This is a genomic window from Bradyrhizobium sp. STM 3566 (assembly GCF_045571445.1).
GTDB lineage: Bacteria > Pseudomonadota > Alphaproteobacteria > Rhizobiales > Xanthobacteraceae > Bradyrhizobium > Bradyrhizobium vignae.
This window is the reverse complement of the sequence record NZ_CP120692.1, coordinates 6867878-6894462: the sequence shown is the minus strand read 5'-3', so window position 1 is coordinate 6894462 and position 26585 is coordinate 6867878. Positions and strand designations below refer to the sequence as shown.

The 26585-nt window shown below is 64.3% G+C and carries 24 protein-coding genes, 1 tRNA gene and 2 pseudogenes; 15 read left to right on the top strand and 12 right to left on the bottom strand.

Annotation, left to right across the window (positions count from 1 at the left end; all coding sequences use genetic code 11):
• Positions 1-17: 17 nt before the first annotated feature.
• Positions 18-1199 (bottom strand): YncE family protein, encoded by a 1182-nt coding sequence (locus P6U27_RS32710; RefSeq protein WP_164937049.1) that lies wholly within the window; start codon positions 1197-1199, stop codon positions 18-20.
• A 325-nt stretch (positions 1200-1524) separates the two neighbouring features.
• Here P6U27_RS32710 and P6U27_RS32705 point away from each other — a divergent pair, with 325 nt between their 5' ends.
• The 11 genes from P6U27_RS32705 (at position 1525) to P6U27_RS32655 (ending at position 11440) form a co-directional block, all read left to right on the top strand.
• Entirely contained in the window at positions 1525-2559 is a 1035-nt protein-coding gene (locus tag P6U27_RS32705) for a Cj0069 family protein (protein WP_407193359.1), read from the top strand.
• Positions 2560-2562: 3 nt separating this feature from the next.
• On the top strand, positions 2563-3159 hold the full coding sequence (locus P6U27_RS32700; protein WP_129144634.1) for an ATP-binding cassette domain-containing protein: 597 nt from the start codon (positions 2563-2565) through the stop codon (positions 3157-3159).
• Positions 3156-3962 carry an ABC transporter permease gene (locus P6U27_RS32695; RefSeq protein ID WP_407193358.1) on the top strand — a complete coding sequence of 269 codons (807 nt, stop codon included), beginning with the start codon at positions 3156-3158 and terminating at the stop codon, positions 3960-3962. The genes P6U27_RS32700 and P6U27_RS32695 overlap by 4 nt, the downstream gene beginning before the upstream one ends.
• 126 nt (positions 3963-4088) lie before the next feature.
• Positions 4089-5255: a cytochrome P450 gene (locus tag P6U27_RS32690; protein WP_407120799.1), complete on the top strand. Its 1167-nt coding sequence runs from the start codon at positions 4089-4091 to the stop codon at positions 5253-5255.
• Between the two features lie 540 nt (positions 5256-5795).
• Entirely contained in the window at positions 5796-6746 is a 951-nt protein-coding gene (locus P6U27_RS32685) for a sulfonate ABC transporter substrate-binding protein (protein WP_407193357.1), read from the top strand.
• Between the two features lie 38 nt (positions 6747-6784).
• The gene (locus P6U27_RS32680; RefSeq protein ID WP_407193356.1) at positions 6785-7738 is read left to right on the top strand and encodes a sulfonate ABC transporter substrate-binding protein; all 954 of its coding nucleotides are present in this window, start codon (positions 6785-6787) and stop codon (positions 7736-7738) included.
• An 8-nt stretch (positions 7739-7746) separates the two neighbouring features.
• Entirely contained in the window at positions 7747-8913 is a 1167-nt protein-coding gene (gene ssuD / locus P6U27_RS32675; protein ID WP_122406921.1) for an FMNH2-dependent alkanesulfonate monooxygenase, read from the top strand.
• Positions 8910-9716, top strand: a complete 807-nt coding sequence (locus P6U27_RS32670; RefSeq protein ID WP_129144635.1) for an ABC transporter permease subunit — start codon at positions 8910-8912, stop codon at positions 9714-9716. The genes ssuD and P6U27_RS32670 overlap by 4 nt, the downstream gene beginning before the upstream one ends.
• Before the next feature lie 20 nt (positions 9717-9736).
• Positions 9737-10573, top strand: a complete 837-nt coding sequence (locus tag P6U27_RS32665; RefSeq protein ID WP_122405548.1) for an ATP-binding cassette domain-containing protein — start codon at positions 9737-9739, stop codon at positions 10571-10573.
• Positions 10574-10605: 32 nt separating this feature from the next.
• Positions 10606-11187 carry a flavin reductase family protein gene (locus tag P6U27_RS32660; RefSeq protein ID WP_122405547.1) on the top strand — a complete coding sequence of 194 codons (582 nt, stop codon included), beginning with the start codon at positions 10606-10608 and terminating at the stop codon, positions 11185-11187.
• Positions 11188-11284: 97 nt separating this feature from the next.
• A complete protein-coding gene (locus P6U27_RS32655) occupies positions 11285-11440 on the top strand; it encodes a hypothetical protein (protein WP_164937050.1) in 156 nt (51 codons plus the stop codon).
• An 87-nt stretch (positions 11441-11527) separates the two neighbouring features.
• Here the strand turns inward: P6U27_RS32655 and P6U27_RS32650 are convergent.
• The 9 genes and pseudogenes from P6U27_RS32650 to P6U27_RS32610 form a co-directional block, all read right to left on the bottom strand.
• Positions 11528-12676, bottom strand: a pseudogene (locus tag P6U27_RS32650) (M20 family metallopeptidase).
• Positions 12677-12899: 223 nt separating this feature from the next.
• Positions 12900-14285 (bottom strand): sigma-54-dependent Fis family transcriptional regulator, encoded by a 1386-nt coding sequence (locus tag P6U27_RS32645; protein WP_122405545.1) that lies wholly within the window; start codon positions 14283-14285, stop codon positions 12900-12902.
• Between the two features lie 51 nt (positions 14286-14336).
• On the bottom strand, positions 14337-14687 hold the full coding sequence (gene fliN / locus P6U27_RS32640; protein WP_122405544.1) for a flagellar motor switch protein FliN: 351 nt from the start codon (positions 14685-14687) through the stop codon (positions 14337-14339).
• Between the two features lie 3 nt (positions 14688-14690).
• Entirely contained in the window at positions 14691-15314 is a 624-nt protein-coding gene (locus P6U27_RS32635; protein ID WP_122405543.1) for a FliH/SctL family protein, read from the bottom strand.
• Entirely contained in the window at positions 15314-16408 is a 1095-nt protein-coding gene (fliG, locus tag P6U27_RS32630; protein ID WP_122405542.1) for a flagellar motor switch protein FliG, read from the bottom strand. The genes P6U27_RS32635 and fliG overlap by 1 nt, the downstream gene beginning before the upstream one ends.
• Positions 16409-16437: 29 nt before the next feature.
• Positions 16438-18051, bottom strand: coding sequence for a flagellar basal-body MS-ring/collar protein FliF (gene fliF / locus P6U27_RS32625; protein ID WP_129144637.1), 1614 nt, complete (start codon positions 18049-18051; stop codon positions 16438-16440).
• 180 nt (positions 18052-18231) lie between these two features.
• Complete coding sequence (locus P6U27_RS32620; RefSeq protein WP_002714638.1) at positions 18232-18507, bottom strand: DUF1153 domain-containing protein; 276 nt, start codon at positions 18505-18507, stop codon at positions 18232-18234.
• 371 nt (positions 18508-18878) lie between these two features.
• Positions 18879-19583: a flagellar hook assembly protein FlgD gene (locus P6U27_RS32615; RefSeq protein WP_407193355.1), complete on the bottom strand. Its 705-nt coding sequence runs from the start codon at positions 19581-19583 to the stop codon at positions 18879-18881.
• 13 nt (positions 19584-19596) lie between these two features.
• Positions 19597-21240, bottom strand: a complete 1644-nt coding sequence (locus tag P6U27_RS32610) for a flagellar hook-length control protein FliK (protein ID WP_122405539.1) — start codon at positions 21238-21240, stop codon at positions 19597-19599.
• A 350-nt stretch (positions 21241-21590) separates the two neighbouring features.
• On the opposite strand from P6U27_RS32610, the gene mnmA reads away from it, so the two are divergent.
• From mnmA to P6U27_RS32590, 4 genes are all read left to right on the top strand, one after another.
• Complete coding sequence (mnmA, locus tag P6U27_RS32605) at positions 21591-22772, top strand: tRNA 2-thiouridine(34) synthase MnmA (RefSeq protein ID WP_407194527.1); 1182 nt, start codon at positions 21591-21593, stop codon at positions 22770-22772.
• 210 nt (positions 22773-22982) lie between these two features.
• On the top strand, positions 22983-23621 hold the full coding sequence (locus P6U27_RS32600; RefSeq protein WP_122405537.1) for a class I SAM-dependent methyltransferase: 639 nt from the start codon (positions 22983-22985) through the stop codon (positions 23619-23621).
• Positions 23622-23667: 46 nt separating this feature from the next.
• Positions 23668-24024 (top strand): hypothetical protein, encoded by a 357-nt coding sequence (locus P6U27_RS32595; protein ID WP_122405536.1) that lies wholly within the window; start codon positions 23668-23670, stop codon positions 24022-24024.
• Positions 24025-24242: 218 nt separating this feature from the next.
• Positions 24243-24319 (top strand) — tRNA-Met (locus P6U27_RS32590).
• On the opposite strand, the gene P6U27_RS32585 is transcribed toward P6U27_RS32590, so the two are convergent.
• The gene (locus tag P6U27_RS32585) at positions 24276-25934 is read right to left on the bottom strand and encodes a recombinase family protein (RefSeq protein WP_407194526.1); all 1659 of its coding nucleotides are present in this window, start codon (positions 25932-25934) and stop codon (positions 24276-24278) included. The genes P6U27_RS32590 and P6U27_RS32585 overlap by 44 nt on opposite strands.
• A 378-nt stretch (positions 25935-26312) precedes the next feature.
• Positions 26313-26571 (bottom strand): annotated as a pseudogene (locus P6U27_RS32580) (integrase core domain-containing protein); the annotation flags it as partial.
• Positions 26572-26585: the final 14 nt, after the last annotated feature.

Sequence of the window (26585 nt, the reverse complement as noted above, 5' to 3'; positions counted from 1 at the left end):
CCTCCCACCCGCATACGTCAAGGTCTTGGTCTCAATATCCATATCGCCGCTGGCCCGGCGAGGCTCTCTCGGACGGCCACGATCAGCCGATCCATCTCCGGAACGAACAGCGACGTCCGCGCTCCGGCGACGGTCGGAACGCGAGCTATTTGTCGATACGCGGCGCCATTTGCCTCGAGGACGTCGACAAAGCCCTGGCCGCAACTGACATAGATGCGCTTGCGCCTGGCATCGACAAAGAGATCGTCAACGTCCCTGCATGTCTCGACGGTCGCGACGGACTTGCCGCCGCTCAACTCGAGGACTCCGAGTTCGGGCGGTTCGCGGAACGCGATAAGAAGCGCATTTCGCTCGCGGTCGATCGCCATCGCATAGTTTCCGCTCTTCTCCACGGGCCAGTTGGCGAGCTGCCTGCCGGATTTTCCATCCACCACGGCCACGGCGTGAGCGCCGGGAAGGTTGATGAAAATTCGATTCGTGTCGGGATCGAGCTGAAAGCTCTCGGGGTGAGCCTTTAGCGGCGAGCTCCGGACCTTGCTGCGGGTCACCGGATCGATGTAGCCCAAAGAGCCCTTGCCGTAGCCGACAATCACGACCCGCGCGGCGACGTCGATGCGGATGTTGTCGGCATCTCTTCCGAGTTCGATTTGCCCCGCCGCCCTGTAGTCGTTGCCGTCAAACAGCTTGACCGTACCGTCCTTGGCGTTGGCAACGAAGACAGTGTCGGTCGTTGGCTCATAGCCGACGCCTTGCGGCTCCTTCAATCCGGAGATCGTGTGAATCACGCTGCGATTGGCGAGATCGACGATACCGACGCTGTCGTTGCCAAGCTCAGCTATGAACAGACGTTGACGCTTCAGATCGACCGCCATGTGATCGATCCGGCCCCGCACGTGGCCGAGCAATATTTTGGCTTCCAACTGCAAGGGCCCGCCGTCTTGCGATTCAGCGCCTGCCGGAACGCCGGCGAGCAAGACGCTGGCCAATGTCGCGACCAGTATCTTGAGCGATACGGAGGCGATGCCTTTGATCCTGAGACGAGCTTGCGTGACCCACACCGTGCGGCCGCGTCCGTTGTCCTCGGTGGCGATGTCGCTGCATCGGTGCCACGCCGCTCCTTCGCTCAGCGCCGGTGCAGCTGCCGTGCCGACCAATCGAGACGGTTTGTCGGGCGAAATGGAGGTGTATGCTGAAGACATGCGGCGCCCTCGGTGACTAAGGACGCGATACTTGGGCATGTCGCCTCGCGGGGAGATCGCAGATCCCCGAGCCCGGAATAGAACCCCTGATGAGGAGGCTGTCAACCCGCTCGAGCTCGGATCGCGCCGGAAACGTCACCAAGATTTCCCTGGTTCCAACCGCTCCTGCGATGCGACCCGAGTTGCGGTCCAGCACTCGAAATCCCGACCCGTCGTCTTGAAAGATCCAGACGTTCTCCCGTAGAGTGTTCCCAAGGGGGAAAGCAGACCCCCCTAGAGACTTCGGTCCAAGCTCTGCGCAGCACGCACCACGTGGAGCTCGCGCATGGACACCGAACGTCGTTCCCCTCTCCGACATTCCGTAGCCATTCTCTCGCGGGGCGATGCTTCCGCCCGACGGGACGCGACCGCGCAGAACAGCCGCTTCGTGCAGGTCTTCGACGCGCTCGCTGCCTTCGGCATCGATGCGCGCCCTGTGATCTACGATGAAAGTTTCGCCGAGGAGGTCCGCGAACAGCTGCTCGCGGTCGACGGCGTGCTCGTCTGGGTCAACCCAATCCAGGACGGCCGAACCCGCGCCGGTCTTGACGCCTTGCTGCGCGACGTCGCCGCGCGCGGCGTGTGGGTCAGCGCTCATCCGGACGTCATCCTCAAGATGGGCACCAAGGAGGTGCTCTATCGTACCCGCTCGATGGGCTGGGGAAGCGACACGGCGCTGTATCAAACCGTCGAGGCGATGCGCGACGAACTGCCTGAGCGGCTCGTCACCGGTCCACGTGTGATCAAGCGCAGCCGGGGCAATGGCGGCCAGGGCGTTTGGAAGGTCGAGAAGCTGCCGACTTCTGCCATGCTGAGGGTGCTGGACGCGACCAAGGACGCATCCGAGGAATTGACGCTTGACGAGTTTCTCCGCCGCTGCGCCGAATACTTCGAAAACGGCAGCGTGGTCGATCAACCATACCTGCCTCGCTTGGGCGAAGGTGTCGTGCGCTGCTATATGGCAGGCGATCGCTGCGCCGGTTTCGGCCACCACAAAGTCAAAGCCCTGGTCGACTCGCCCGCCGCGCGTTCAGAGGCTGGACCGCGGCTGTACACATCCAACGCAGACCCGCGCTTCCAGCGGTTGCGTCGGTTGATGGAAGACGAGTGGACGCCGCAGCTCACCTCGTCGCTCGATGTTGCGCGAGGTGACCTGCCCATGATCTGGGACGCCGACTTCATGCTTGGCCCGGTGCAGAGGGACGGGAGCGACAGCTACGTGCTGGGCGAGATCAACGTCAGCTCCGTGTATCCTTACCCGGACGAGGCGCCGGCGGAGATCGCCAGGCGGGTTGCCGACCGGCTGCGGGACAAGCTTTGACACATGCTGACGGTCGACGCGCTCAAGCGCTTGCACATCTGCGTCTCATTCGACTTGCATGACGGGGAATGCATCGCCCTGCAAGGACCGTCCGGCGCCGGGAAGACTCTGCTGCTTCGCTCCATCGCAGATCTCGATCCAAACGAAGGAACAGTCAAACTGGACGGAACGCTGAAGGAGGCCATGCCCGCCCCCGTCTGGCGGAAACGAGTGACCTACCTCGCTGCGGAGCCAGGCTGGTGGTCGGATACGGTGCAAGGGCACTTCAACGACTGGAATGATGCATTGCCGCTGGTCGAACGATTGGGATTGCCGCCCGGTTGCGGATCTTGGTCGATCCAGCGACTTTCCACCGGAGAGAAACAGCGGCTGGCACTTGCGCGGGCCCTGATGCTGCGATCGCGGGTTCTTCTCCTGGACGAGCCGACTTCGGCACTCGACGCGGCCTCGACCGCGATCGTGGAATCCTTGATCGCTGAACGTATTTCGAATGGAACGAGCGTCATTTGGAGCACGCACGACAACGCCCAAGCCCGTCGCGTCGGGTCCAGGGTCCTGGTGATGAGTGCCGTCGGCGTGCTCGGGGAAGATCGGTCGTGACTTACATTCAATTGGCCTACGGTGATTTGATCGTGCCCGCGCTCCTCGTCGTCATGGACGGCGCCCTCTCGATTGTTTTGCGCCTCAAGCTTGAAAGACAACTGGCCATCGCAGCCCTGCGGATGGTGCTCCAGCTCGTCCTCGTTGGTTACGTACTGACGTTCCTGTTTGCCGCGGTTTCGCCGCTTTGGACCGCCCTCACGGCCTTCATCATGGTTCTCTTCGCCTCACGGGAAATCGTCGCGAGGCAGAAGCGGCGCTTGCCAGGCATTTTGAGCTACGGCCTGGGCGCGGGATGCACGCTGCTCGCAGCCGGTACGGTTACGATCTTTGCGCTGTTGACGGAGCTGCGGCCGGATCCCTGGTATCATCCGCGCTATGCGCTGCCCCTGTTGGGAATGATCCTTGGCAACACCATGACCGGGGTAAGCTTGGGCTTGGATGTGCTGACAAATGGCTTGGTGCGTGAGAGAGCCGCGGTCGAAGCCTGTCTTGCGCTGGGGAGCACCCGGTACCAGGCCGTGCTGCCAGTCATACGAGACGCCCTAAGAAGCGGTTTCATGCCAATCATTAACAGCATGGCGGCGATCGGCCTTGTTTCCTTGCCGGGGATGATGACTGGCCAGATCCTTGCGGGCGTCGAACCGGTCGATGCAGCAAAATATCAACTGCTGATCATGTTCCTGATCGCCGGTGGGACCGGGCTGGGAACGCTGGCCGCCGTCTTGGGTGGCGCACATCTGCTGACCGACCATCGACATCGATTACGTCTCGATCGAATTGCGGCCGAAAGCTCAGTTTAACTGTTTCTCCTTTGGTTGCGATCGATGCAGGCTCGTCCCGAAGCCGCCCGTCCCAATCGCTGGGGACAGACGGCGGCCCCCTAAGGCGCTAGCCTCGGCTTTGAGGACACAACAAGGGAGCGAAGCTTGAGCACGGCGCCGCGCATCGAGATCGACCCCGCCGCATTCTGGGCAGATCCCTATCCGATGCTCGCCAGGATGCGGAAGGAGGCGCCGATCGCGTTCGTGCCGCAGCTCGGCTCGACGCTGCTGACGAGCCGCGACGACATCTCGATCTCCGAGAAGCAGATCGACGTGTTCTCCTCGCACCAGCCGGCCGGTCTGATGAACCGGCTGATGGGCCACAACATGATGCGCAAGGACGGCGAGGCGCACCTGGTCGAGCGCCGTGCGATGTTTCCGACGGTGTCGCCGAAGACGGTGAAGGCGCACTGGACTGCGCAGTTCCAGGCCCATGCCGATCGCATCCTCGACGCCATCGTGCCGGGGCGGATCGATTTCATGCGCGACTTCGCGCTGCCGTTTTCCGGCGAATGCCTGAAGTCGATCACCGGCCTCACCAATATCGGCTTTGAGGACATGGATGCGTGGTCGCAGGGCATGATCGAGGGCATCGCCAATTACGCCGGCGATCCCGCGGTCGAGGCACGCTGTCACGCCGCGACAGCGGGCATCGATGCCGCGATCGACGACATCCTGCCGGTCATGCGCAAGCATCCCGACCAGAGCATTTTGGGCGTGCTGCTCGCCTCGGGCATGCCGATGGAGAGCGTGCGCGCCAATGTCAAGCTCGCGATATCGGGTGGCCAGAACGAGCCGCGCAAGGCGATCGCCGGCACGGTATGGGCGCTGCTCACCCATCCCGAGCAGCTCGATCTGGTCCTGCGCGGTGAAGTGTCCTGGCTGCAGGCCTTCGAGGAATATGCCCGCTGGATCTCGCCGATCGGCATGTCGCCCCGCCGCATTGCCAAGCCCTGGACCATTCGCGATGTGTCGTTCGAGCTCGACGAGCGCGTGTTCCTGATGTTCGGCTCCGCCAACCGCGACGAGAAGCATTTTGACCGCGCCGATCAGTTCGACGTGCGTCGCGACACCACCAAGAGCGTCGCCTTCGGCGCCGGCCCGCATTTCTGCGCCGGCGCCTTCGCCTCGCGCGCGATGATCGCCGACGTCGCGCTGCCGACATTGTTCGCGCGTGCAAAGCGCATCGAGATTGCCGACGACGAGCCGGTGCGAATCGGCGGCTGGGCGTTCAGGGGGCTGCAGAATCTGCCGGTGATGTGGTTGCATTAGGCCGGTGGTGCTTGTGGCACGTGACCCGTCACACGTTCGGTGTCATCGCCCGGCTTGACCGGCGATCCAGTACTCCGAGGCAGTCGTGGCTGAATCGATGGGCCGCGGCGTACTGGATTCCCCAGTGCGCAATTGCGCACAAGGCGGGGAATGACAGCGAGGTGGTGGAGGGGCCTTGCGTCACTCCAGCCCCAGTCCGCGATGATGCCATTCTGCTCCTGTTTTGCCCGACGAGTCAAACGAACTTCGGATAATGCGTAAGTCGTTGTTTTCGCACGCCCCGTCTACGGTGCATGGGGTTGTTTTCCGACTTTTTATTCTCCGGTCGTCTGGGCTCGGACGGAATCCGAGCGGCTCTCACATTCGCGTGCGGAAAATTCCGTCTGAATCCTCGCGACCGCTTGAAAGATTAATCATGCGGTCCGCCGCACACGCAGTGCTCGCATCGCTATTTTTCCGCGCGTCTCGACACGTCCGATAAGGCGCACCATCATTCCCGAACGCAGACGAATGACGGCCGCGTGCGGCCGGGAGTGTGGAATGCAGCGTCGGGACTTTCTGAAACTGTCGATTGGAACAGCGGCCGCCGCTGTCTTCGCGTCACCCGCCATCGCGCAAGGCGCGGTGAAGGAAATTCGTATCGGCTATCAGAAGACCGGCGTGCTGGTCATCACGCGCCAGCAGGCCGCGCTGGAAAAACATTTCTCGCCGCAAGGCATCGAGGTGAAATGGATCGAGTTCTCCTCCGGTCCCCCGATGATGGAGGCGATGAACGTCGGCAGCGTCGATTTCGGCGCGGTCGGCGATTCCCCGCCGGTATTTGCCCAGGCCGCGGGCGCGGCGATCGTCTACGCCGCCGGCCAGCCCATCACCAACGGCCAGGGCATCCTGGTGCCCAAGGAATCGCCGATTCGCGACATCGCCGACCTCAAGGGCAAGCGCATCGGCTTCACCAAGGGCTCCAGCGCCCACAACGTCGTGGTGCAGACGCTGGAGAAGGCCGGTCTCACCTATGCCGACATCACACCGGTCTACCTGACGCCGCCGGATGCCGGCCCCGCCTTCGCCAATGGCAGCATCGAGGCCTGGGCGATCTGGGATCCCTATTTCGCGATCGGCGAGACCAAGCAGAACGGCCGCATCCTGATCAATGCGCGTGAGGTCACCAAGACCAATTCCTTCTACATCGCCAATCGCGAGTTCGCGAAGAATCACGGCGCGATCTTGCAGCAGATCGTCGATGTGACCACCGCGGCCGGCAAGTGGGCCGAACAGCATCGCGACGAAGTCGCCAAATCGCTCGCGGCGATCACCGGCCTCCCGCTGGATATCCAGACCGTCGCCGCCAATCGCGCGAACTTCGTGGTCGGCCCCGTCACCGACGACATCATCGCGACCCAGCAGGGCGTCGCCGACCGCTTCCACAAGCTCGGCCTGATCCCCAGGCCGATCGTGATCCGCGACATCGTCTGGCGCAACCCGGCGGCCTGATCGTGCCGACCGATCTTCCCATCCAAAAAGGTCTGAACATGAAGCGTATCGTTCAACGCTTGATCGCAGCCATCGTGCTGTCGATCGGCATCGTCGCGGCCGCTGTCGGCACCTCCTACGGTCAGGACAAGGTGGTCCGCATCGGCTACCAGAAATACGGCAAGCTGGTGCTGCTCAAGAGCAAGGGCACGCTGGAGCCGAAGCTCGCTGCCGATGGCTACAAGGTGGTGTGGACCGAGTTTCCGTCCGGGCCGCCTCTGCTCGAAGCGCTCAATGTCGGCGCGATCGATTTCGGCAACACCGGCGAAGCCCCGCCGATCTTCGCGCAGGCCGCCGGCGCGCCGATCCAGTATGTCGCCTATGAGCCGCCGGCGCCGAAGGGCGAGGCGATCCTGGTGCCGAAGGACAGCCCGCTGAAGTCGGTCACTGATCTCAAGGGCAAGAAGGTCGCGCTCAACAAGGGCTCCAACGTCCATTATCTGCTGGTCAAGGCGCTGGAGAAGGCCGGCGTCAAATACTCGGAGATCGAGCCGGTATTTCTCGCGCCGGCCGACGCCCGTGCCGCCTTCGAGCGCGGCGCTGTCGATGCCTGGGTGATCTGGGATCCGTTCCAGGCGGCGGCGGAAGCGGCCACCGGCGCGCGCACGCTGGCCGACGGCACCGGCACCGTTGCCAACTACCAGTTCTACTTCTCCTCCAAGAAATTCCTCGAAGCCAACCCGAAGATCGTCGAGGCCGTGTTAGCCGAGCTCAGCACGGTCGACGATTGGGCCAAGGGCGACATCCATGCGGTGGCCGAGCAGCTCGCGCCGTCGATCGGTCTTTCGGTCCCCGTGGTCGAGGTGGCGCTGAAGCGGCAGGCCTACGGCATCAAGCCGATCACCGACGCTGTCATCGCCGACCAACAGCAGGTTGCCGACGCATTCTTCGCGCTGGGCTTGATTCCCAAATCCATCAAGATTTCCGACGTGGCTCGGAAGTCAGGTTCGTGAGCACAGTCATGAGTAAGCAAGCAAGCGCCAACATCCTCTGGTTCCTGCCGACGCACGGTGACGGCCGCTATCTCGGCACCGGCATCGGCGGGCGCGAGGTCAACTTCAACTATCTGCGCCAGATCGCGCAGGCCGCGGACCAGCTCGGCTATTTCGGCGTGCTGCTGCCGACGGGGCGGTCCTGCGAGGATTCCTGGATCGTCGCTTCCTCAGTCGCGCCGTTCACCGAGCGCCTGCGCTATCTCGTGGCCGTGCGCCCCGGCCTGCAGTCACCGAGTGTCGCGGCGCGCATGACCGCGACGCTCGACCGTGTCACCAATGGCCGGCTTCTCGTCAACGTGGTCACGGGCGGCGATCCCGTCGAGAACAAAGGCGACGGCATCTTCCTCGCTCACGACGAGCGTTACGAGGTCACCCGCGAGTTCCTGGGCGTCTACAGCGACCTGCTTGCCGGCAAGACCGTGAACGTCGAAGGCAAGCACATCCATGTCGAAGGCGGCAAGTTGCTGTTCCCGCCGGTGCAGTCGCCGCGGCCGCCGCTCTATTTCGGCGGCTCGTCCGATGCGGGCATCGACGTCGCGGTCGACACCGTCGACAAATATCTCACCTGGGGCGAGCCGCCGGCGCTGGTCGCCGAGAAGATCGCGAAGGTGAGGGAGGTCGCGGCCGCGCGTGGCCGCAAGCTGTCATTCGGCATCCGCCTTCATGTGATTGTCCGCGAGACCAATGAGGAGGCTTGGCGCGCCGCCAACGAATTGATCAAGCACATGAGCGACGACACCATCGCGCTGGCGCAGAAGAACTTTGCCCGCATGGACTCGGTCGGTCAGCAGCGCATGGCGCAGCTTCATGGCGGCAAGCGCGACAAGCTCGAGATCGCCCCGAACCTGTGGGCCGGTGTCGGCCTCGTGCGCGGCGGCGCCGGCACGGCGCTGGTCGGAGACGCCCAGACGGTGGCGGCGCGCATTCGGGAGTATCAGGACCTCGGCATCGATACCTTCATCATGTCGGGCTACCCGCATTTGGAGGAAGCCTATCGCTTCGCCGAGCTGGTGTTTCCGCTGCTCGCGCTGGATCAGCCCGGCAACGTGACCAGGCTGCATTTCAACGGCGGCCCCTTCGGCGAGACCGTCGGCAGCGATTTCCGTCCGCAGCATCGGGTGTCGCAATCATGAGCCTCATCGACAGCATCTCGCTTCCCCGCAGCATCCGCCTGCCGCGCGTGGACGGCCTGATCCAGTGGATCCTGCCGCTCGCCGTCATCGCGATCTGGCAAATCGCCTGCGTCACCGGCTTCGTGCCGACGCGCGTGCTGCCTGCGCCTAGCGACGTCGCGCTGGCCGGCTGGAAGCTGCTGCTCTCCGGCGAGCTCGTCCGCAACATCTGGGTCTCGTTCTGGCGCGCCTCGGTCGGCTTTTTGATCGGCGGCAGCATCGGCTTCGCCTTCGGCCTCGCCAACGGCCTGTCGCAGCTCTCGGCCAAGCTCACTGACACCACGCTGCAGATGGTGCGCAACGTGCCGCATCTGGCGCTGATCCCGCTGGTCATCCTGTGGTTCGGCATCGACGAGAGCGCCAAGCTCTTCCTGGTGGCGCTGGGCGTGTTCTTCCCGATCTACCTCAACACGCTGCACGGCATCCGCACCGTCGATCCGCAGCTGATCGAGATGGGTCGCATCTACGGCATGACCGATGGCGAACTGTTCCGCCGCGTCATCTTCCCGGGCGCGCTGCCCTCGATCTTCGTCGGCATCCGCTTCGCGCTCGGCATCATGTGGCTGACGCTGATCGTCGCGGAAACGATCGCGGCCTCGTCAGGCCTCGGCTACATGGCGATGCAGGCGCGCGAGTTCATGCTGATCGACGTCGTCGTGCTCTCGATCCTGATCTACGCCCTGCTCGGCAAGCTCGCCGACAGCGCCTCCCGCCTGCTGGAGCGGGCGACGCTCGCCTGGCACCCCGCCTTCCAGAAACGTTGAGCAGAAACACTGGGACTCACATGCAGACAGCGCTTCGCACCTCCCTTTCCGAGACCGAGCTCGCCAGCCGCTCCAATTTCGCGCCACATGCCCGCGTGGTGCGCGAAGAGCGCCCTGTTCACACCAGCGGCCTGCCGCTCAGCATCCGGGGCTTGCGCAAATCCTTCGGCGATAACGAGGTGCTGCGCGGCATTGATCTTCACATTCCCGCTGGCCAGTTCGTCGCGATCGTCGGCAAGAGCGGCTGCGGCAAGAGCACCCTGCTGCGCCTCATCGCTGGTCTGGAAAAAATCGATGCCGGGAGCATCAGCTTCGGCCAGGACATCCAGCCCGAAGACATCCGCGTGATGTTCCAGGAGCCGCGGCTGCTCCCCTGGGCGCGCGTGCTGGCCAATGTCGAGGTCGGCCTCGGCCGCGACCGTGCGTCGAAGGATGCGCATGCCCGCGCCGAGAAGGCGCTGACCGAGGTCGGCCTCGCCGACAAACGCGACCAGTGGCCTTCGCTGCTCTCGGGCGGCCAGAAGCAGCGCGTCGCGCTTGCGCGCGCGCTGGTGTCCCGCCCGCGCGTGCTCGCCTTCGACGAGCCGCTCGGCGCCCTGGACGCGCTGACCCGGATCTCGATGCAGCGCCTCCTGGAGCGGGTCTGGCGCGACCAGGGCTTTACCGCGATCCTGGTGACCCACGACGTCTCCGAGGCGGTGGCGCTGGCGGACCGGGTGCTGGTGATCGAGGACGGCCGCATCGCCCACGATGTCGTGGTTAATGCAGGCAGGCCGCGCCAGCGTGGTTCGGCCGAGCTGGCCGGCCTCGAAGGCTCGATTCTGAGCCACCTTTTGTCGGCGGACGATCGTACCTAAATAGAGGGAACCCCATTTCGGGGAGCAATGCCATGAATGTAGTGCCCCGCGATCTCATGACTGAAATCCCCGTTTCGCCCGCCGATTTCCGCGGCGCCATGCGCCACCTCACCGGCGGCGTCAGCATCATCACCGCGGGGCGGGGCAAGGATATCACCGGCATGACCGTGACCTCGGTGACGTCACTGTCGGTCGAGCCGCCGACGCTGCTGGTCAGCATCAATCGCGACGCCTCGTCCTTCCCGCTGATTAAGCGGCATGGTGCCTTCGGCGTGAACATCCTCAATGCCGACCAGCTCGATGTTGCCGAGCGCTTTGCCGGCAAGGGTGGGTTCAAGGGTGCCGATCGATTCGCGGGCAGTCAGTGGGTGACGGCGGTCTCGGGTGTCCCGCTCCTGGTCGGCGCGCTCTCGGCCTTCGATTGCGAAGTCGAGGAGATCGTCGAACGCCATTCGCACGGCATCGTCATCGGACAGGTCAGGAACATCAGGAGCTCGGCTCGCACCGCTGCACTGGCCTATTGGCACGGCCAATATGTGGCGGTCGATCAGGACGAAGATGCGGCCAGGCTCGCAGATGTCAGCCTTCCCGCACGCAGCCGGCGCGGCATTTGATCGCCGCGGGCTGTCGGCGCAGAGGCTGGCCTTTTCCCTGACACCGCTCTAGAAGCGCCCAGAGCCTTCCGCATCGGGACGGCAATGGAGCGGGACAATGAAGCGCGTGGCGACCTGGTTCTTCTACGCCATTGGTGCGCTCGCGATCGTCTATCTCGCGCTCTACGCTTACACGATGTTCTCGGGCCAGCCGATCGTGCCGGGCGATCCCATTCACATCTTCCGCAAGCCCGACGCGCCGAGTTATTCGTGAGGTGACCGCGCGCGGCGAATGTGGCGCGCGGCTCTCTCGACCGTCACGCCCGGATCAAGCCGGGCATGACGAGCGAGCGCGCAACGGCTACCCCCGCAAAATCGCCAGTGCCAGCGCCTGCGCACGCGGGACGATGCTGTCGATATCTAGATATTCCTCCGGCGTGTGCGCGAGCCCGCCGACCGGGCCGAGGCCGCAGATGGTCGGCGTGCCGACTGCGGCGGTGAAGCCGGAATCGGCGCAGCCGCCGGAGAACTCGCCCTGCAGCGTGGTGAGGCCGACCTGTCTTGCCGCGGCCTGGTAGTTCTCGAACAGCGCCTTCGACTCCGCGCTCTGCACCACCGGCACGAACTCGCCCTTGATGGTGAGCGTCGCGCTCGTGCCCGGCACGTACGACGTCGCGGCGATGTTTTCGATCGCGGCCATCACGGTCGCCCGATCTGCCGGATCGACGTAGCGCAGGTCGATCTGGCCCTCGGCGTAAGGCGCCGTCGTGTTGACGGACTGACCGCCCGAGACGAGGCCGACATTGAGCGTGATGCCCTTGTCCAGATTGGTCAGCGCGTGGATCTGTACGATCTTGTGCGCGAGCTCGCCGATCGCGCTGACGCCGGCAGCGAAGTTCGCGCCGGAATGCGCGGCCTTGCCGGTGATGGCGAGATGCATGAAGATGCCGCCTTTACGTCCTGTGACCACATTCCCGGTGGGACGGCCAGGCTCGGAATTGAACACGGCGCGCGCGGCGCGTCCCTCGCGTTCGATCACGGGCCGGGAGGAAGGCGAGCCGATCTCCTCGTCCGAGGTGATCAGCACCTTGATCGGATGCGGTGCGCCGCCGAATTTGTGGAAGGCTGTTGCGACGAACACGTTCATGACGAGGCCGGACTTCATGTCGGCGACACCAGGTCCATAGGCGCGGCCATCTCGGATCGTGAACGGACGCCGTCCAGCCTCGCCCTTGCCGAACACGGTGTCGCGATGTCCCATCAACAGCACCGGCTTCTCGTTGCTGCCGTGCTTGGCCACCTCGGCATGGATCGCATCGCCGAAGCTGTCGTTTTCCTCGCGCCGAAAAGGAATGCCATGCTCGGCAAAATGCCGCTCGAATCGTGCCCCGACCGCATCGACGCCTTCCTTGTCCTAGGACCCGGAATCGATGTTCACGACGTCGCGCAGCAGGTCGATCATGGCCTGCTTCTGCGACGCCAGCCATTGCGTGATTTGAGCTTCAGACATGTGGTCCCTCGCGTGGTTGTCGAGCGGGGTTATAGGGCCTGGCGCACGCCTGACATAGTCGCCGGATGCGGTGCGGCCATGTGTTCAGCTCCCGTAGATGGGGTAACGGGCCGACCAACCAGGCCGCCCGCTCCCCCATCTACGAGACCTTCCCGGTGGACGCACGAAACAAAATGCCCGGGACCAGCCCGGGCATTCGTATCCTCTCGACGATCGTAGCCGGTCACGCCCCCACCATCGGCATCCGCGGATACTCACCCGGCGTTCCCGCAGGGGGGATCGGGATGCCGCCGTCGGCGTATTCGTTGAGCTTGTTGCGTAGCGTGCGGATCGAGATGCCGAGGATGTTGGCGGCATGGGTGCGGTTGCCGAGGCAGTGCTTCAGCGTCTCCAAGATCAAGTCGCGTTCGACGTCGGCAACGGTGCGGCCCACGAGCGCGCGCGTCACCTGCTCGGCGGCCATGGTCGCATGCGCCACGGCCGGAGGCGTCCTGGCGAGATCGAGACGGTCGCCGTCCGGAGTGATGATCGCGTCGGGTCCGATCTCGTCGCCCTGCGCCATCAGCACGGCGCGGTGCATGGTGTTTTCGAGCTCGCGGACGTTGCCCTGCCAGCGGTTGGTGGAGAGCACGCGGCGGGCTTCCGCCGAGATCGGGCGCAGCGGCACGCCGTTGGCGTCGGCGTATTTCTTCACGAAATGCTGGGCGAGCTCCAGGATGTCGGCCGGTCGCTCGCGCAGCGGCGGGATCTTCAAATTGACCACGTTGAGGCGGAACAGCAGGTCTTCGCGGAACGTGCCTTCGCGCACGGCCTCCGCCAGGTTGCGGTTCGAGGTCGCGACGATGCGGATGTCGACCGGCACCGGCTTGGTGCCACCGACGCGATCGATCACGCGCTCCTGGATGGCGCGCAGCAGTTTCGATTGCAGGCGGACGTCCATCTCCGAGATTTCGTCGAGCAGCAGCGTGCCGCCGGTCGCTTCCTCGAACTTGCCGATACGACGCGCGACCGCGCCGGTGAAGGCGCCCTTCTCGTGGCCGAACAGCTCGGACTCCAGGAGATGCTCGGGGATCGCGGCGCAGTTGATCGAGATGAAGGGCCGCTTGGCGCGGGCCGAGCGGGAGTGAACGTAGCGGGCCAGCACTTCCTTGCCCGTGCCGGATTCGCCGGTGATCATCACCGAGGCGTCGGAGCCCGCGATCTGCTGGGCGAGCTTGATCACCTTTGCCATCGCTTCGTCACGATAGACCAGCTCGCGGGAATCGTTGGCGACGGCAGCCAGCACCGCGGCAATCAGCTCCGGATCCGGCGGCAAAGGGATGTATTCCTTGGCCCCCGCGTGGATCGCGGCGACGGCGGCGCGGGCGTCGTTGGTGATGCCGCAGGCGACGATCGGAGCGTGGATGTGCTCGGCCTCGAGCCGCAGCGCGAGGTCGCGGATGTCGAGCGCGACATCGACGAGCAGGAGGTCGGCGCCCTTGCCGCCACGCAGCACGCGCATCGCCTGCTCGTGATCTTCGGCATGGGTCACGGTGGCGCCGTTCTCCATCGCGATCTTGGTGGCGGTGGTGAGCTGGCCCTTCAATGTGCCAACGATGAGAAGCCGCATGTCAGTCTCCTGTCCGTCTGTCCGCGCTGCCGCGCGTCATGTCCTTGTGTGTTAGCCGCGTTCGGCCTTGATGATTTCCGTCATGGTTACGCCGAGCTTGTCCTCGACCAGGACGACTTCGCCGCGGGCGACCAGCTTGTTGTTGACGTAGATGTCGATGGCTTCGCCGACGCGGCGGTCCAGCTCGAGCACGGTGCCCGGTCCGAGCTTCAGGAGCTCGCCGACGTCCATCTTGGAGCGGCCGAGCACGGCCGAGACCTGCACGGGAACGTCGAACACCGCTTCGAGGTCGGCGGCCGCGCGCGCCGCATATTCGTCCTCGTTGTAGCCGATGTCGGTGCCGGCAGGCGGCATCGGCCCATTGAGATCGGGCAGCGGGACCTGTCCGTCAGTGTCGCTCATGGTTTAGCTCCCCCTGCGGGACGCGATATAGCGTCCGACCATTTCATCGATCTTGGCCGCGATGGCGCCGCGCTCCAGCACGACGCCGCCATCGGCCCATTCGATCCGGCAGTCGCCGGTGGCAATGTCCGGCTCGGCCAGGATCACCAGCCGGCCCTCGAAGCCGCTCTGCTTGGCGAGCCGCTCGATCTTCTCGCGTGCGCTGTCGTAGAGCGAATCGTTGATGCGGACGACGAGATGCGGCGTCGCGACCAGATGCGAGAAGCAGTCCTTGACCAGCGCGATGACCTCGCCGAGCGGCTCGGCCGCGATGAGATCGGCGCACAGCTTGCGCGCCACCGCGACGGCGACCTCGACCGCCTCGGTCTCCATCTTGGTCTCGATGCTGCCGATGCCCGAGGCGACGCCCCGAATTGAGATGTTGATTTCTTCCATGGCGAGTGCGACGCGGCGGTCGCTCTCGGCCTTGGCTTCGCGCTGGCCGGCGGCAAAGCCGTCCTGATAGGCGCGCGCCTCGGCTTCCGCGACCTTCTGGGCGATCTCGGCTGCGGTCGCGGCTTTCTCGTGCGTCGACCGCTCGGGGGCCGCGAAGTCGGTGTCGAACAAGAATTTTGCCGGAGCGGCCATCAGTACACCAGCTCGTCGTCGGCGCGGTTCTTGGTCAGCATGATCTCGCCCTTGGCGGCGAGGTCCTTGGCGAGGTTGACCAGCAGCGCCTGGGCCTCGTCGACGTCGCGAAGTCGGACCGGGCCCATCGCCGCCATGTCGTCCTGGAGCATCTTGGCCGCGCGCGAGGACATGTTGCCGAAGAAGAAGTTGCGGACGTCCTCGTTCGCGCTCTTGAGCGCGACGCCGAGCTTGTCCTTGTCGACGTTGCGCATCAGGGTCTGGGCGGAGCCGGAATCGAGCTTCACGAGGTCGTCGAAGGTGAACATCAGCGCCTTGATGCGCTCGGCGGATTCGCGGTTGTCCTCTTCCAGCGAGGTGATGAAGCGGGTCTCGGTCTGGCGGTCGAAGTTGTTGAAGATCTCCGCCATCACCTCGTGGGCGTCGCGGCGGCGGGTCTGCGACAGGTTGGACATGAATTCGGTCCGCAGCGTTTTTTCCACGCTCTCGATCACCTCCTTCTGCACCGCTTCCATCTTCAGCATGCGGTTGACGACGTCGAGCGCGAGCTCCTCGGGCAGGATGGCGAGCACCCGGGCGGCATGCTCCGGCTTCAGCTTCGACAGCACCACCGCGATGGTCTGCGGGTATTCGTTCTTGAGATAGTTGGCGAGAACCTCCTCCTGCACGTTGGAGAGCTTCTCCCACATGTTACGCCCCGCGGGACCGCGGATCTCGTCCATGATGCCGTTGACGCGCTCCGGCGGCAGGTATTGCTGGAGCAGGCGCTCGGTGGCGTCGAAATTGCCCATCAGCGCGCCCGAAGCCGACATGCGCGAGACGAATTCGAGCAGCATGTCCTCGACGGTGTCGACCTCGACCGTGCCGAGCGTCGACATCTCCAGCGAGAGCTGGCGCACCTCGTCGTCGTCGAGCAGCGACCAGATCTTGCCGCCATATTGCTCGCCGAGCGCCAGCATCAGGATCGCGGCGCGCTTCGGCCCGGTCAGACCTTCGGTCTTGGCGCCGCCCGCGCGGTTGCCGGCGCGCTGACCGAGCGTTGAGATCACGCTGGTGATGTCGTTGGAGTTGGCGTTTTGCAAAGAGGCGGCCATGTCAGATCACTTCTTGATTCGCTTGGCTGTTACTTGGCTGGCTCGGTCAGCCACTGGCGGATGATGGCGACGGTTTCGTTGGGGTTGCGCTCGGCGAGTTCGCCGACGCGATGAACGGACTGGGCGTGGACCTGGCCCTGGATGGTGGCGACGTCGATGGCGCTGGCGGCGCCGCTCGGCAGCAGCGGCTGGCCAGCTGCCGGTGCTGCCTCTTCCGAGGCGGCTGGGCCCGTCAGCACGCCGGAGATGGCGGCGGCGACCTCGTCGGAGGCCAGGATGCGCTTGACCAGCGGGCGGATCACCAGGAACAGGACGACGAGGCCGAGCAGCATCATCACGCCGAGCTCGACGAAGTACATGACATCGTCCTTCGTGAACTGCAGCATGCCGAGGAAGCCTGAGGGTTCACCGATCGGGGCGGTGGAGGGGGCGTCGGCGAAGCGCAGGTTGACAACCTCGACCTGGTCGCCGCGCTTCTGGTCGAAGCCGATCGCCGAGCGCACCAGCGCAGCGATGCGGTCGAGCTGCTCCTTGGTGCGGTCCTGATAGGCCAGCTCGCCCTTGTCGTTCTTGGTGTAGATGCCGTCGACCAGCACCGCGACCGAGATGCGGTTGACCCGGCCGGCCTCGGTCACCTCGGTCTTGGTGGTGCGGGAGATCTCGTAATTGTTGGTCTCCTCGGTCTTCTTGCTCTGGTCCTTGGCCGCGACGCCGTTGTTCTGCTGGTTGCCGGGCAGCTCGTTGTTCACGGTGACCTGGCCGTTGTTGTCGGCCGTCATGCTCTGCTCTTCGCGGGTCTGGCTCGAGCGCAGCACGCGGCCTTCGGGGTCGAACTTGTCCGAGGTCTGGGTGATCTTGTTGAAGTCGAAATCGGCGGAGAGCTGCACCCGGGCGCGGCCCGAGCCGACCACGGAGGAGACGATGTCCTCGACCTGCTTGCGCATCCGCTTTTCGAAGGCGATGCGGCGCTCGTCGCCGACCGCCTGTTCCGGATCGGTCGCCGCGCCATCGGCGAGCAGCTGGCCGGCCTCATCGACGATCGAGACCCGCTGCGGCTTCAGTCCGTTGACGGCGGAGGCGACGAGGTGGCGGATGGCGCGGATCTGCTGGGCTTCCAGCGAGCCGCGGACGCGCACCACGATCGAGGCCGACGGCTCCGGCGCCTCGCGCGCAAACAGAGGGCGCTCGGGCAGCACCAGATGGACGCGGGCGGCCTGGATGCGGTCGATGGCGCGGATGGTGCGGGCGAGTTCGCCTTCCAGCGCGCGCAGGTGATTGATGTTCTGGACGAAAGAGGTGGTGCCGAGGGCGTCGGACTTGTCGAACACCTCGTAGCCGACACCGCCGCCCTTGGGCAGGCCGCCCTCGGCGAGCTTCATCCGCAGCCGGGTGACCTTGTCCTTGGGCACCATGATGATGGAGCCCTCATTGCGGATTTCGAACTGGATGCCCTGGCGTTCCAGGTCTTTGATGATGCTGGAGGAATCCTCGACGGACAGATCGGTGAACAGCGTCGTCATCTGCGGCGTGGTGACGCGCATGATGACGAAGGCAAAGAAGCCGATGAGCGCGGCAGTGACCGCGATCATCGCCCCGAACCGGGCGGCACCGATACTCTTCAGAAAGTCCGCAAGCCCTTGCAAGCAACCGCCCCACAGATTCGGCTGCTTTCACCGGAAAGGCCGACTGGGCAATTATTGCCTAGGTGATGGTTTCCATATGGTTAACGAAGATTAAGAGGTCGGACAAAACTGCCTCATGAAAAAAATCGGCCTCGCAGGGCGAGGCCGATTTTCGTCGAAAGCCGCAGATTTCCGGATCGCTTACTGGCGATATTGCTGGATGCGGGTGGTGCGAAGACCCGCCAGACCGTGCTGGTCGATGGAAAACTGCCAGGAGAGGAATTCGTCGACCGTCAGGGTATAACGGCTGCAGGCCTCCTCGAGGGAGAGAAGTCCGCCACGGACAGCGGCGACGACTTCGGCCTTGCGGCGGATGACCCAGCGTTTGGTGCCGGGTGCAGGCAGATCCGCGATCGTCAACGGACTGCCGTCCGGCCCGATGACGTATTTTACCCTCGGGCGATGGGGTTCTGTCATGGCGTACTCACAAACTCTCAACCACTGAACTCACGCCGTAACCCTACGCCTCGCGGCTTAAAAATCCGCTAAGCCTAAGGCTTCAATACAATTCTCGTTGAAACTTGCGGGAACGCGGCCGGCCCGGCGCGCTGAAAGGCCGGCCGGGCAATGCAGAAGGTAAATACTTTACTAACGCCGAACGGCTTTTGCGGGCTCGGCGCGAGCCCGGAACTCTGATCCACCTCTCCCGGAGGGCCGGAGGGAGAGGTCGGATCGCATCCGAAGATGCGATCCGGGTGAGGGGTTACGCTCTCACCGGACGCTGCGGCTCCTCACCCGGACTGCTGCGCAATCCGACCTCTCCCCGTCGGGGAGAGGTGTTACGAGCCTCAATTGCTGCTCGCGATGATGCTCTTGACCTGGCTCAGCGTGTAGCTGGCGCCGTCGATGGTGAGCAGCGGCGGCGACTGGGTCAGGTCGACCGACGACACCACGCCCTGCACCTGCGCGGCGATGCCGACATTGTCGTTCGCAATGTCCTTGCCCGTGGCCGAGATCGTGTACTTGCCGTCGGGCCATTGCGTGCCGTCATTGCCCATGCCGTTCCAGGTGAAGGGGATGTCGGTGCCGGCGGCGGCAGTGTATTTGCCGGTGAACACGGTCTGGCCGCTGGAATTGGCGATGGTGATCTCGACAGTGGAGTCGCTGGGCACGTTGAGATGCCAGGTCGCCGACGAGTTCTTCATCGTCGCGGTCGAGCCGTCGACCAGGGCGGTCTTGCCGACGAAGCCCAGCGCCTGGGTCGCCTGCGTGGTCTGCTGCAGGGTGACGAGCTGCGACAGCGAATCGTTGGTCTTGAGTTGCTGCTCGACGCCGGCGAACTGCACCAGCTGTTGGGTGAACTGGTTGGTGTCGAGCGGATCGAGCGGGTTCTGGTTCTGCAGCTGCGTCGTCAGCAGCGTCAGGAAGGTCTGGAAATTGCCGGCGAGCGTCGACCCCGTGGTCGAGCTCATCGACGAACTCGACGAGGATTTCGGGATGTCGGTCGTCCCGGAGACGGGCGTCGGGGCGGTGGCGGCATTCGTGGTGGTCATTGTCGAATACTCCTCACACTCTGATGTCGACGCCGCCGCTCGATCCGAGCATGCGGCCATAGCCGCGCCCGACGGGCGCCGCGGGAACGCTGTCGTCCTCGCTGATGATCAGCCGGCGGGCATTGCCATTGTCGTTGTTTTGGCCGGACTGCTGTCCCGATGAATTCTGGTCGCGCAGACTGAAGGACAGCCCGTTGTTGCCGGTCTTGAAGCCGGCATCGTCGAGCGCGCGCTGCAATTGCGGCGCATCCTGACGCAGCATTTGCAGCGTCTCCGGCTTCTCCACGGTGAGGTGCGAGGTAACCTGGCCGTTGCGGTCGACATTGATGCGCACGTCGATGCGGCCGAGCTCGGCCGGGTCGAGGCTGATATCAAACCGGGATTTGCCGGCGCGAATGGCGGCTGCGATCTCGATCGGCACGCCGCTGATCGGCACGGCGGTGTGGGTCGCCGCGGTCGCGGTGAGCGTCGCGGTCGATGCCGTGGCAGCCGAGGTCGTGTTGGTCAGCGGCGCCTGTACGGCGGAAGCGGCTTGTGCGCTGGTGTCCGTCGGGGCGGCAGCGGCTTGCGTGCCCGCATGCGCGGGCGCGGCCGGCGCGCCTTGTGTCGGATCGGCGGGACCTGCCTTCGCGTCGGTCGCTCCGCCATCTGCCTGTGGCTTGACGCCTTGGGCATGCGAGGCGGTCACGGTCGCTGTTGCCGGAGCCTGCGTCGTCGCGGCGTTCGCCTTGCCGGCGTCCTGGCCGATATTCGAGACGTCGGTCTGAGCCTGCGCGGTGGCGGCGGCCTTGAACGAGGTTTTTGGCGTGCCCTGGCTGACGACGGCGATCAGCCCGCCATTGGCCTTGGCATCGGTCGCGGCGGCCTCGCTCGTGCCGGTCGCGATCTCGCCGAGCGCCGTCGTGGTGCCGGCATCGACCTCGGCGCCTGCAGTCTTGGTACCTGCAGCCTTGGCACCTGCAGCCTTGGCGCTCTTGTCGCCGGCGGTGGCGGTATCGGTCTTGGTGCCGGCGATCTGCGCCGCAGTGGAGGCACTGGCGGCTAGACCTGCCGCGGCGATCGTCAACGGTGAGGCGGCGGCATCGCCGGCCTGGCTCGCAGCCGCATTCGGATCGACTGGGACGACCGGCGCGGCAACGACGACGCTGGGATCGGGCAGGGCAGTCTGCGCCGCATCGGCCGCCACGGCGGCAGCCGCATCGGCCGCGGCGGTGAGGGCGTCGGTGCCCTCGGTCTTGTCGGCCTTCTCGTCGGATTTGTCCGCCGGTTTGGCGTCCGATGTCTCGGACTTGTTCTTGATCTTGCCGGCGTCCTTGCCCGCGTCCTTGGCCGGATCGCTGGTCGCATCGCTCTTGTCATTCTTCGCCGGCGCGGGCGTATCGGTATCGTCGCTCGCCTTGCTCTGCGCAGGCTGGTCCGTGGACGAGGTGTCGCGTGAACTCCGGTCGGATGCAGTCGAGGATGACGCGGAATCGCTCCGGCGCGGCGCGCTGTCCTGCGCCTGCGCATTGTTGCTGATCGCCTGGGTGTTGCTGTCGACCAGCGAGCCGAAGGAGTCTGTCGCGGACGCGTCCTTCGGCGCCTGTGAGCGGGCAGGTTTTTGCTGCGCGTTTTGGACTTGCGCGCTTGCCACGACATCTGACGTACGACCAACCACAGGCAACCCCTTGGAAGCAACTTCGGACAAGTGGTAGCAAGGAGCGGGCCAGCGTCTCTTCGCGTCAGTTTATCTAGCAAAATCAACATTTTGACGATTTGCGGCGGCAGCCGGGCAGCGCTCTGCGGCCCCGCCATTTCTGCCGCCTCGGCAAGAATTGCCCAAAGCCGGCTGCCCGCGTGATTGCTTCACCGGAATGCCGCCTATATTAAAGAGGTTACTCTCAACCGCTTTCGACTTGGGCAGTCGTGCTCTTCGGGAACTAAAGTTCCGGGGGATTGCCGATGTCCCGCGAGAAGGCACAGCAATCGCGGATCGCGCTACGCCGCCGTCACAACGCTTTAGGGCCCATGCTCAATAGTCTGGATCTCGACGGCCGTCCCGAGGACACAAGAGTCGTCGTCGCCATGTCGGGCGGTGTCGATTCCTCGACGACGGCTGCGCTGCTGAAGGCTGAGGGCTACGACGTCGTCGGCATAACGCTGCAGCTTTACGACCATGGCGCGGCTACCCACCGCAAGGGCGCCTGCTGCGCCGGCCAGGACATCCACGACGCCCGCGACGTCGCCGCCAAGCTCGGCATTCCCCATTACGTGCTCGATTACGAGGACCGCTTCCGCGAGTCCGTCATCGACAATTTCGCCGACTCCTATGCTCTTGGCGAGACGCCGGTGCCCTGCATCGAGTGCAACCGCAGCGTCAAATTCCGCGACCTCCTGAAGACCGCGCGCGAGCTTGGCGCCCAGGCGCTCGCCACCGGCCATTACGTCGCCTCGCGCCGTCAGCGCGACGGCTCGCGCGCGCTGGTTTGCGCGGCAGACAGCGACCGCGACCAGAGCTATTTCCTGTTCGCGACCACGCAGGAGCAGCTCGACTTCCTGCGTTTTCCGCTCGGCGACATGACCAAGCCCGAGACGCGCGAGCTCGCGCGACGCTTTGGGCTCGCGGTCGCCGACAAGCACGACAGCCAGGACATCTGCTTCGTGCCGACGGGCCGTTACACCGACATCATCACGCGCCTGCGCCCGAATGCGATGGATCCCGGCGACATCGTCGATCTCGATGGACGCGTGCTCGGTCAGCATCACGGCATCGCCAATTTCACCGTCGGCCAGCGCCGCGGCCTTGGCATCGCCTCCGGCTCGCCGTTGTTCGTGGTGCGGCTGGATGCAGCGCACCGCCGCGTCGTCGTCGGCCCGCGCGATGCGCTGAAGATGCACCGCATCAGCTTGCGCGACGTCAATTGGATCGGCGGCGGCGACATCGACCGCGCCATCGGCGGCGGCCTCGAAATGTTCGTACGCGTGCGCTCGACCCGCAGCCCCCAGGCAGCGTGGCTGCGCGGCGGCAATGGCCATTACGAGGTCGAGCTCGTTGCCGGCGAGGAAGGCGTCTCGCCGGGACAGGCCTGCGTGTTCTACGACGCACCTGGCGGCCAGGCCCGCGTGCTCGGCGGCGGCTTTATCCAGAGCGCCGCGGCGAAGGTCACGAACGATGCAGCGAGGCCACTGGTGGAAGCAGTCCGCGGCTGAGGGATGACGAAATCTAGCGCAACTGATTGGGCTGGGTTTACCTCTCCCCGACGGGGAGAGGTCGGATTGCGCCTGGCGATGCGAAGCATCGTCCCGTGCAATCCGGGTGAGGGGCCGCAGCTGTCATTCAGACCGCAACCCCTCACCCGGATCGCATCGTCGATGCGATCCGACCTCTCCCTCCGGGAGAGGTAAAGAAGGGCAGGGGGCATGGCAGCAGACATCTCGCGGGCCGGGGTCGAGAGGGCCTATGGCCGCTGGGCACCGGTCTATGATCTCGTGTTCGGCAAGGTGTTCGACGCCGGCCGGCAGTCGACCATTGCGGAAGCCGACCGCATCGGCGGCCGCATCCTCGACGTCGGCGTCGGCACCGGGCTGTCGCTATCGGACTACGCGCGCACCACGAAGATCTGCGGCGTCGACATCTCCGAGCCGATGCTGCGCAAGGCGCAGGCGCGCGTGCGCGCGCTGCGCCTCTCCAATGTCGAAGTGCTCTCGGTGATGGATGCGAAGAACCTCGCCTTCCCCGACAACGCCTTCGACGCGGTGGTCGCGCAATATGTCATCACCGCCGTGCCCGATCCCGAAGGCACGCTCGACGAGTTCGTGCGCGTGCTCAAGCGCGGCGGCGAGCTGATCCTCGTCAACCACATCGGCGCCGAAGACGGCCCTCGAAAATTGTTCGAGCTCGCCTTTGCCCCCATTGCCCGCCGCCTCGGCTGGCGCCCGGAATTCCCGTGGGCCCGCCTCGAGGGCTGGGCCGCCAAGCACGGCGGCATCACCCTCACCGAGCGCCGCCCCATGCCGCCGATGGGCCACTTCTCGCTGATCCGCTACCGCAAATCGTAATGTTCTGGGAGCGGAACAGCCCGCCCACCGCGCGCGTTTTTCTCTCATGCGCACGACATCAAACATCATTCTGGTCGGCCTCCTGATCGCCGCTTCAGGCGCTGCGATCGCGCAGGCCCCGCCCGCCCCGGCGACGCCGCAGCAACAGACCGCGCCGCCATCCCCGCAACATGCGACGGGTTGCACCCCGCAGGACCGTCCGAATCGCCAGTCCGACGGCACCACCACCGGCCAGTCCCGGGAACCGCTCGGAGACAAGCTGGCCAAATCGGAGGGCGTGCTTTGCCCGCCCTCCGGCATCGACCCCGAGATGCACGCCCCGGCCCCCGACACCGGCGCCAATACCCCGGTGATCCCGCCCCCCGGCAGCCCCGGTGGCGACCCCAATGTGAGACCGAAATAGGGGTCTCGTCCTTTGCCTCTCCCCGCGCGCGGGGAGAGGCCGAAATCCTGCACAGATTTCGGGTGAGGGGACTCAGCGCGAGTCTGAAGCCTGAAACAAGCGAATTCGATCGCTAAATCAGCCGGCCTCGCCGGCTACTTTGCTTGACAGCCCGCCGCCCCCTTCCTTATATGCCGCGCGTTCGCGAGATCGGCCTTATTCGCCGCCGCGATCCCTGTGGCGGGGTAGCTCAGCTGGTTAGAGCACGGGAATCATAATCCTGGGGTCGGGGGTTCGAGTCCCTCCCCCGCTACCACCTTTCCCCACACTCCTTTGACTTGGTTGGGATAGGCCTTTTCCCCAAGCAGGGCATTTAGCCGGCCTGCTATCTCCACGGCTACACCACCGGGCCGGGCTTTATCGCGGAACACAGTGACTGTGTCGACCAGGTCTCTGATGGCTTCGACGGCCTCTCCGTCGCCCGCACTAGCACCTTTTGCTAGCGCTTCTTCAAGCCGGCCGAGCTGCTCCTCGTATCGTTTGAGGATGGCCGGATGCAGCGCGACTTCCTTCGGGGCGAGCGGTTCACTCTGCAACTCCTCAGATATCCGCCTTCGTTGGGCATCTAAGGCCGTCGATCGCGGCCCGAGAACGGATGGATCGCCATGTCCTTTTGCGATCGCATCCACCAGTCGTTCGATTTCCCGGTTTAGTTCCCCAAGCTGCTGCTCTAGGCGGTGCCGTTTTGCATTGGATGAAGCCGCGAGGCGCTTCCGCTCCTCGAGATACGTGCGTACGTATTCCGAAATAACCTTCGGCGCGCGCAATTCGGCCTTTAACCCACTGAGAACCGCACTCTCGACTGTGTCCAAATAGAAAGTCTTGCCATCAGGACATGTGCCGCTCTCTGTCGATGCCGAGCAGCGAATACGCACGCGCCCCGATTTGTCGCGCCCATTCGTTGCCATACCCGAGCCGCATGAACCGCAACGGAGTAAGCCAGATAGCATCCGACGGGCCCGACGTTGATGGCTGGGGTGGCCGTGGCTGCGCTCCCCTTTGCGTTGCTGGGCAGCAGTGAATAGTTCTGGATTGACAATCGCAAGATGCGGCACTTCAGCAACCTGCCAGTCACTCTTCGGATTAGGTCGTGACAGGCGCTTTCCCGAGTCGGGATCTTTCACCATCCTGACCTTATTCCAGATGAGGCGTCCTACATAAAGCTCGTTCTGCAGAATTCCGGCGCCGCGCTCAACGTTGCCATTGATAGTTGAAGCATTCCATGCGCGCCCTCGCGGAGGTGATACCCTTTCCTTGTTGAGATCGTGTGCGATCTCGCGAGGCGTTCGACCGTCCACGTATTCCTGAAAGATGCGCCGGATCACTTGTGCCTCGGCCTCGAGGACTACCCGTTCGCCGCTTTTTCCCGCGACAGCGGCGTATCCGTATGTCAGGCCACCTCCCGCCAAACCTTGCTTGACCCGCCCTGCTTGGCCACGACGCACTTTGTGAGCGTTGTCCTCGCGATAGAGTTGCCCGACCAGGCCGCGAAGGCCGACCAGCACCGTGTTAACGACGCCTTCGTGAACCGCCCGGATCTCGATCCCGAGAAATGACAGCCGCTTATGAATGCCAGCGAGATCTTCCATGTCGCGAGAGAGGCGATCGAGCGCTTCGACGATCACCACGTCAAAGGATTTCTCCCGCGCTTGGTCCAACATCCGCAAAAGGCCTTCGCGGCCCATGACAGACCCACCTGAACGAGCCCGATCTTCATGGGTACTGACAACAGTCAAGCATTCGCGCTCGGCATAGCTCTGACAAAGTGAAAGCTGATCCTCAATCGATCTCTCGTTCTGTAGATCGGTTGAGAATCGAGCATAGATCGTCGCCCTTTTCCTTATCGCTTCCATCGGTGAGCTGTCTTTCATGATCTTCCCTCGCGGCCACACGCGCAAGTACTCGCGCGAGACGTAAGATCGCCTTGTCTGGATTCGTATGCAACGAAAAGTTGCGATTGACATCCCGCACGATCGAACCTTTAAGCCATCGCGCAGCTCAACCAGGTGCACGCACCTGCGCTGGGGCCAATGGACAAGACGTTGGGGGAGCTGATCATTTCGAGCATCCTGCTCGGATGAAAACTAAGTGCAACGGGCCCTGTGAGCTCGTCGTGCAATCGGATGCCCAGGCGAAGAAAAAGAGAGGAGCCAATGGCTTTGCTTGTGCGGAATTGATACCGCTGGGAAGGTGCGCACCCTCTCCATCTAGCGCATACCTGAGTGGAAACTCCGGGCCTCGCCAGAGCTCTAGGTCTTTAGTCCCGGCATTTGCTGGAGCAGGTTGAGTTTGAATCGCTCTGGCTGGGACGTCCAGCTTTTGCAGATGTATTCGTAGGGTGTGAAGCCGGTCTTCAGCCGCCGCGCGTAGGTGAGCTTCGAGCTGATCGTGTAGATCGTAATGGTAGCGTTGGACGGTCGCTTACTTGATCGTGCGGTTCATGCGCTCGACCTGACCATTGGTCCAAGGACGCTTGATCTTGGTCTGCTGATGTTCGATCCCGTTTTCCTGGTGTCGAATAA

Coding starts and splice junctions, on each gene's coding strand:
- P6U27_RS32665 (WP_122405548.1), top strand. CDS start 9,737: ATGCAGACAGCGCTTCGCACCTCCCTTTCCGAGACCGAGCTCGCCAGC.
- P6U27_RS32615 (WP_407193355.1), bottom strand. CDS start 19,583: ATGACCACCACGAATGCCGCCACCGCCCCGACGCCCGTCTCCGGGACG.
- P6U27_RS32620 (WP_002714638.1), bottom strand. CDS start 18,507: ATGACAGAACCCCATCGCCCGAGGGTAAAATACGTCATCGGGCCGGAC.
- P6U27_RS32710 (WP_164937049.1), bottom strand. CDS start 1,199: ATGTCTTCAGCATACACCTCCATTTCGCCCGACAAACCGTCTCGATTG.
- P6U27_RS32705 (WP_407193359.1), top strand. CDS start 1,525: ATGGACACCGAACGTCGTTCCCCTCTCCGACATTCCGTAGCCATTCTC.
- P6U27_RS32595 (WP_122405536.1), top strand. CDS start 23,668: ATGCGCACGACATCAAACATCATTCTGGTCGGCCTCCTGATCGCCGCT.
- P6U27_RS32700 (WP_129144634.1), top strand. CDS start 2,563: ATGCTGACGGTCGACGCGCTCAAGCGCTTGCACATCTGCGTCTCATTC.
- mnmA (WP_407194527.1), top strand. CDS start 21,591: ATGCTCAATAGTCTGGATCTCGACGGCCGTCCCGAGGACACAAGAGTC.
- ssuD (WP_122406921.1), top strand. CDS start 7,747: ATGAGTAAGCAAGCAAGCGCCAACATCCTCTGGTTCCTGCCGACGCAC.
- fliN (WP_122405544.1), bottom strand. CDS start 14,687: ATGAGCGACACTGACGGACAGGTCCCGCTGCCCGATCTCAATGGGCCG.
- P6U27_RS32670 (WP_129144635.1), top strand. CDS start 8,910: ATGAGCCTCATCGACAGCATCTCGCTTCCCCGCAGCATCCGCCTGCCG.
- P6U27_RS32680 (WP_407193356.1), top strand. CDS start 6,785: ATGAAGCGTATCGTTCAACGCTTGATCGCAGCCATCGTGCTGTCGATC.
- P6U27_RS32660 (WP_122405547.1), top strand. CDS start 10,606: ATGAATGTAGTGCCCCGCGATCTCATGACTGAAATCCCCGTTTCGCCC.
- P6U27_RS32645 (WP_122405545.1), bottom strand. CDS start 14,285: ATGCGGCTTCTCATCGTTGGCACATTGAAGGGCCAGCTCACCACCGCC.
- P6U27_RS32685 (WP_407193357.1), top strand. CDS start 5,796: ATGCAGCGTCGGGACTTTCTGAAACTGTCGATTGGAACAGCGGCCGCC.
- fliG (WP_122405542.1), bottom strand. CDS start 16,408: ATGGCCGCCTCTTTGCAAAACGCCAACTCCAACGACATCACCAGCGTG.
- P6U27_RS32600 (WP_122405537.1), top strand. CDS start 22,983: ATGGCAGCAGACATCTCGCGGGCCGGGGTCGAGAGGGCCTATGGCCGC.
- P6U27_RS32585 (WP_407194526.1), bottom strand. CDS start 25,934: ATGAAAGACAGCTCACCGATGGAAGCGATAAGGAAAAGGGCGACGATC.
- P6U27_RS32635 (WP_122405543.1), bottom strand. CDS start 15,314: ATGGCCGCTCCGGCAAAATTCTTGTTCGACACCGACTTCGCGGCCCCC.
- P6U27_RS32655 (WP_164937050.1), top strand. CDS start 11,285: ATGAAGCGCGTGGCGACCTGGTTCTTCTACGCCATTGGTGCGCTCGCG.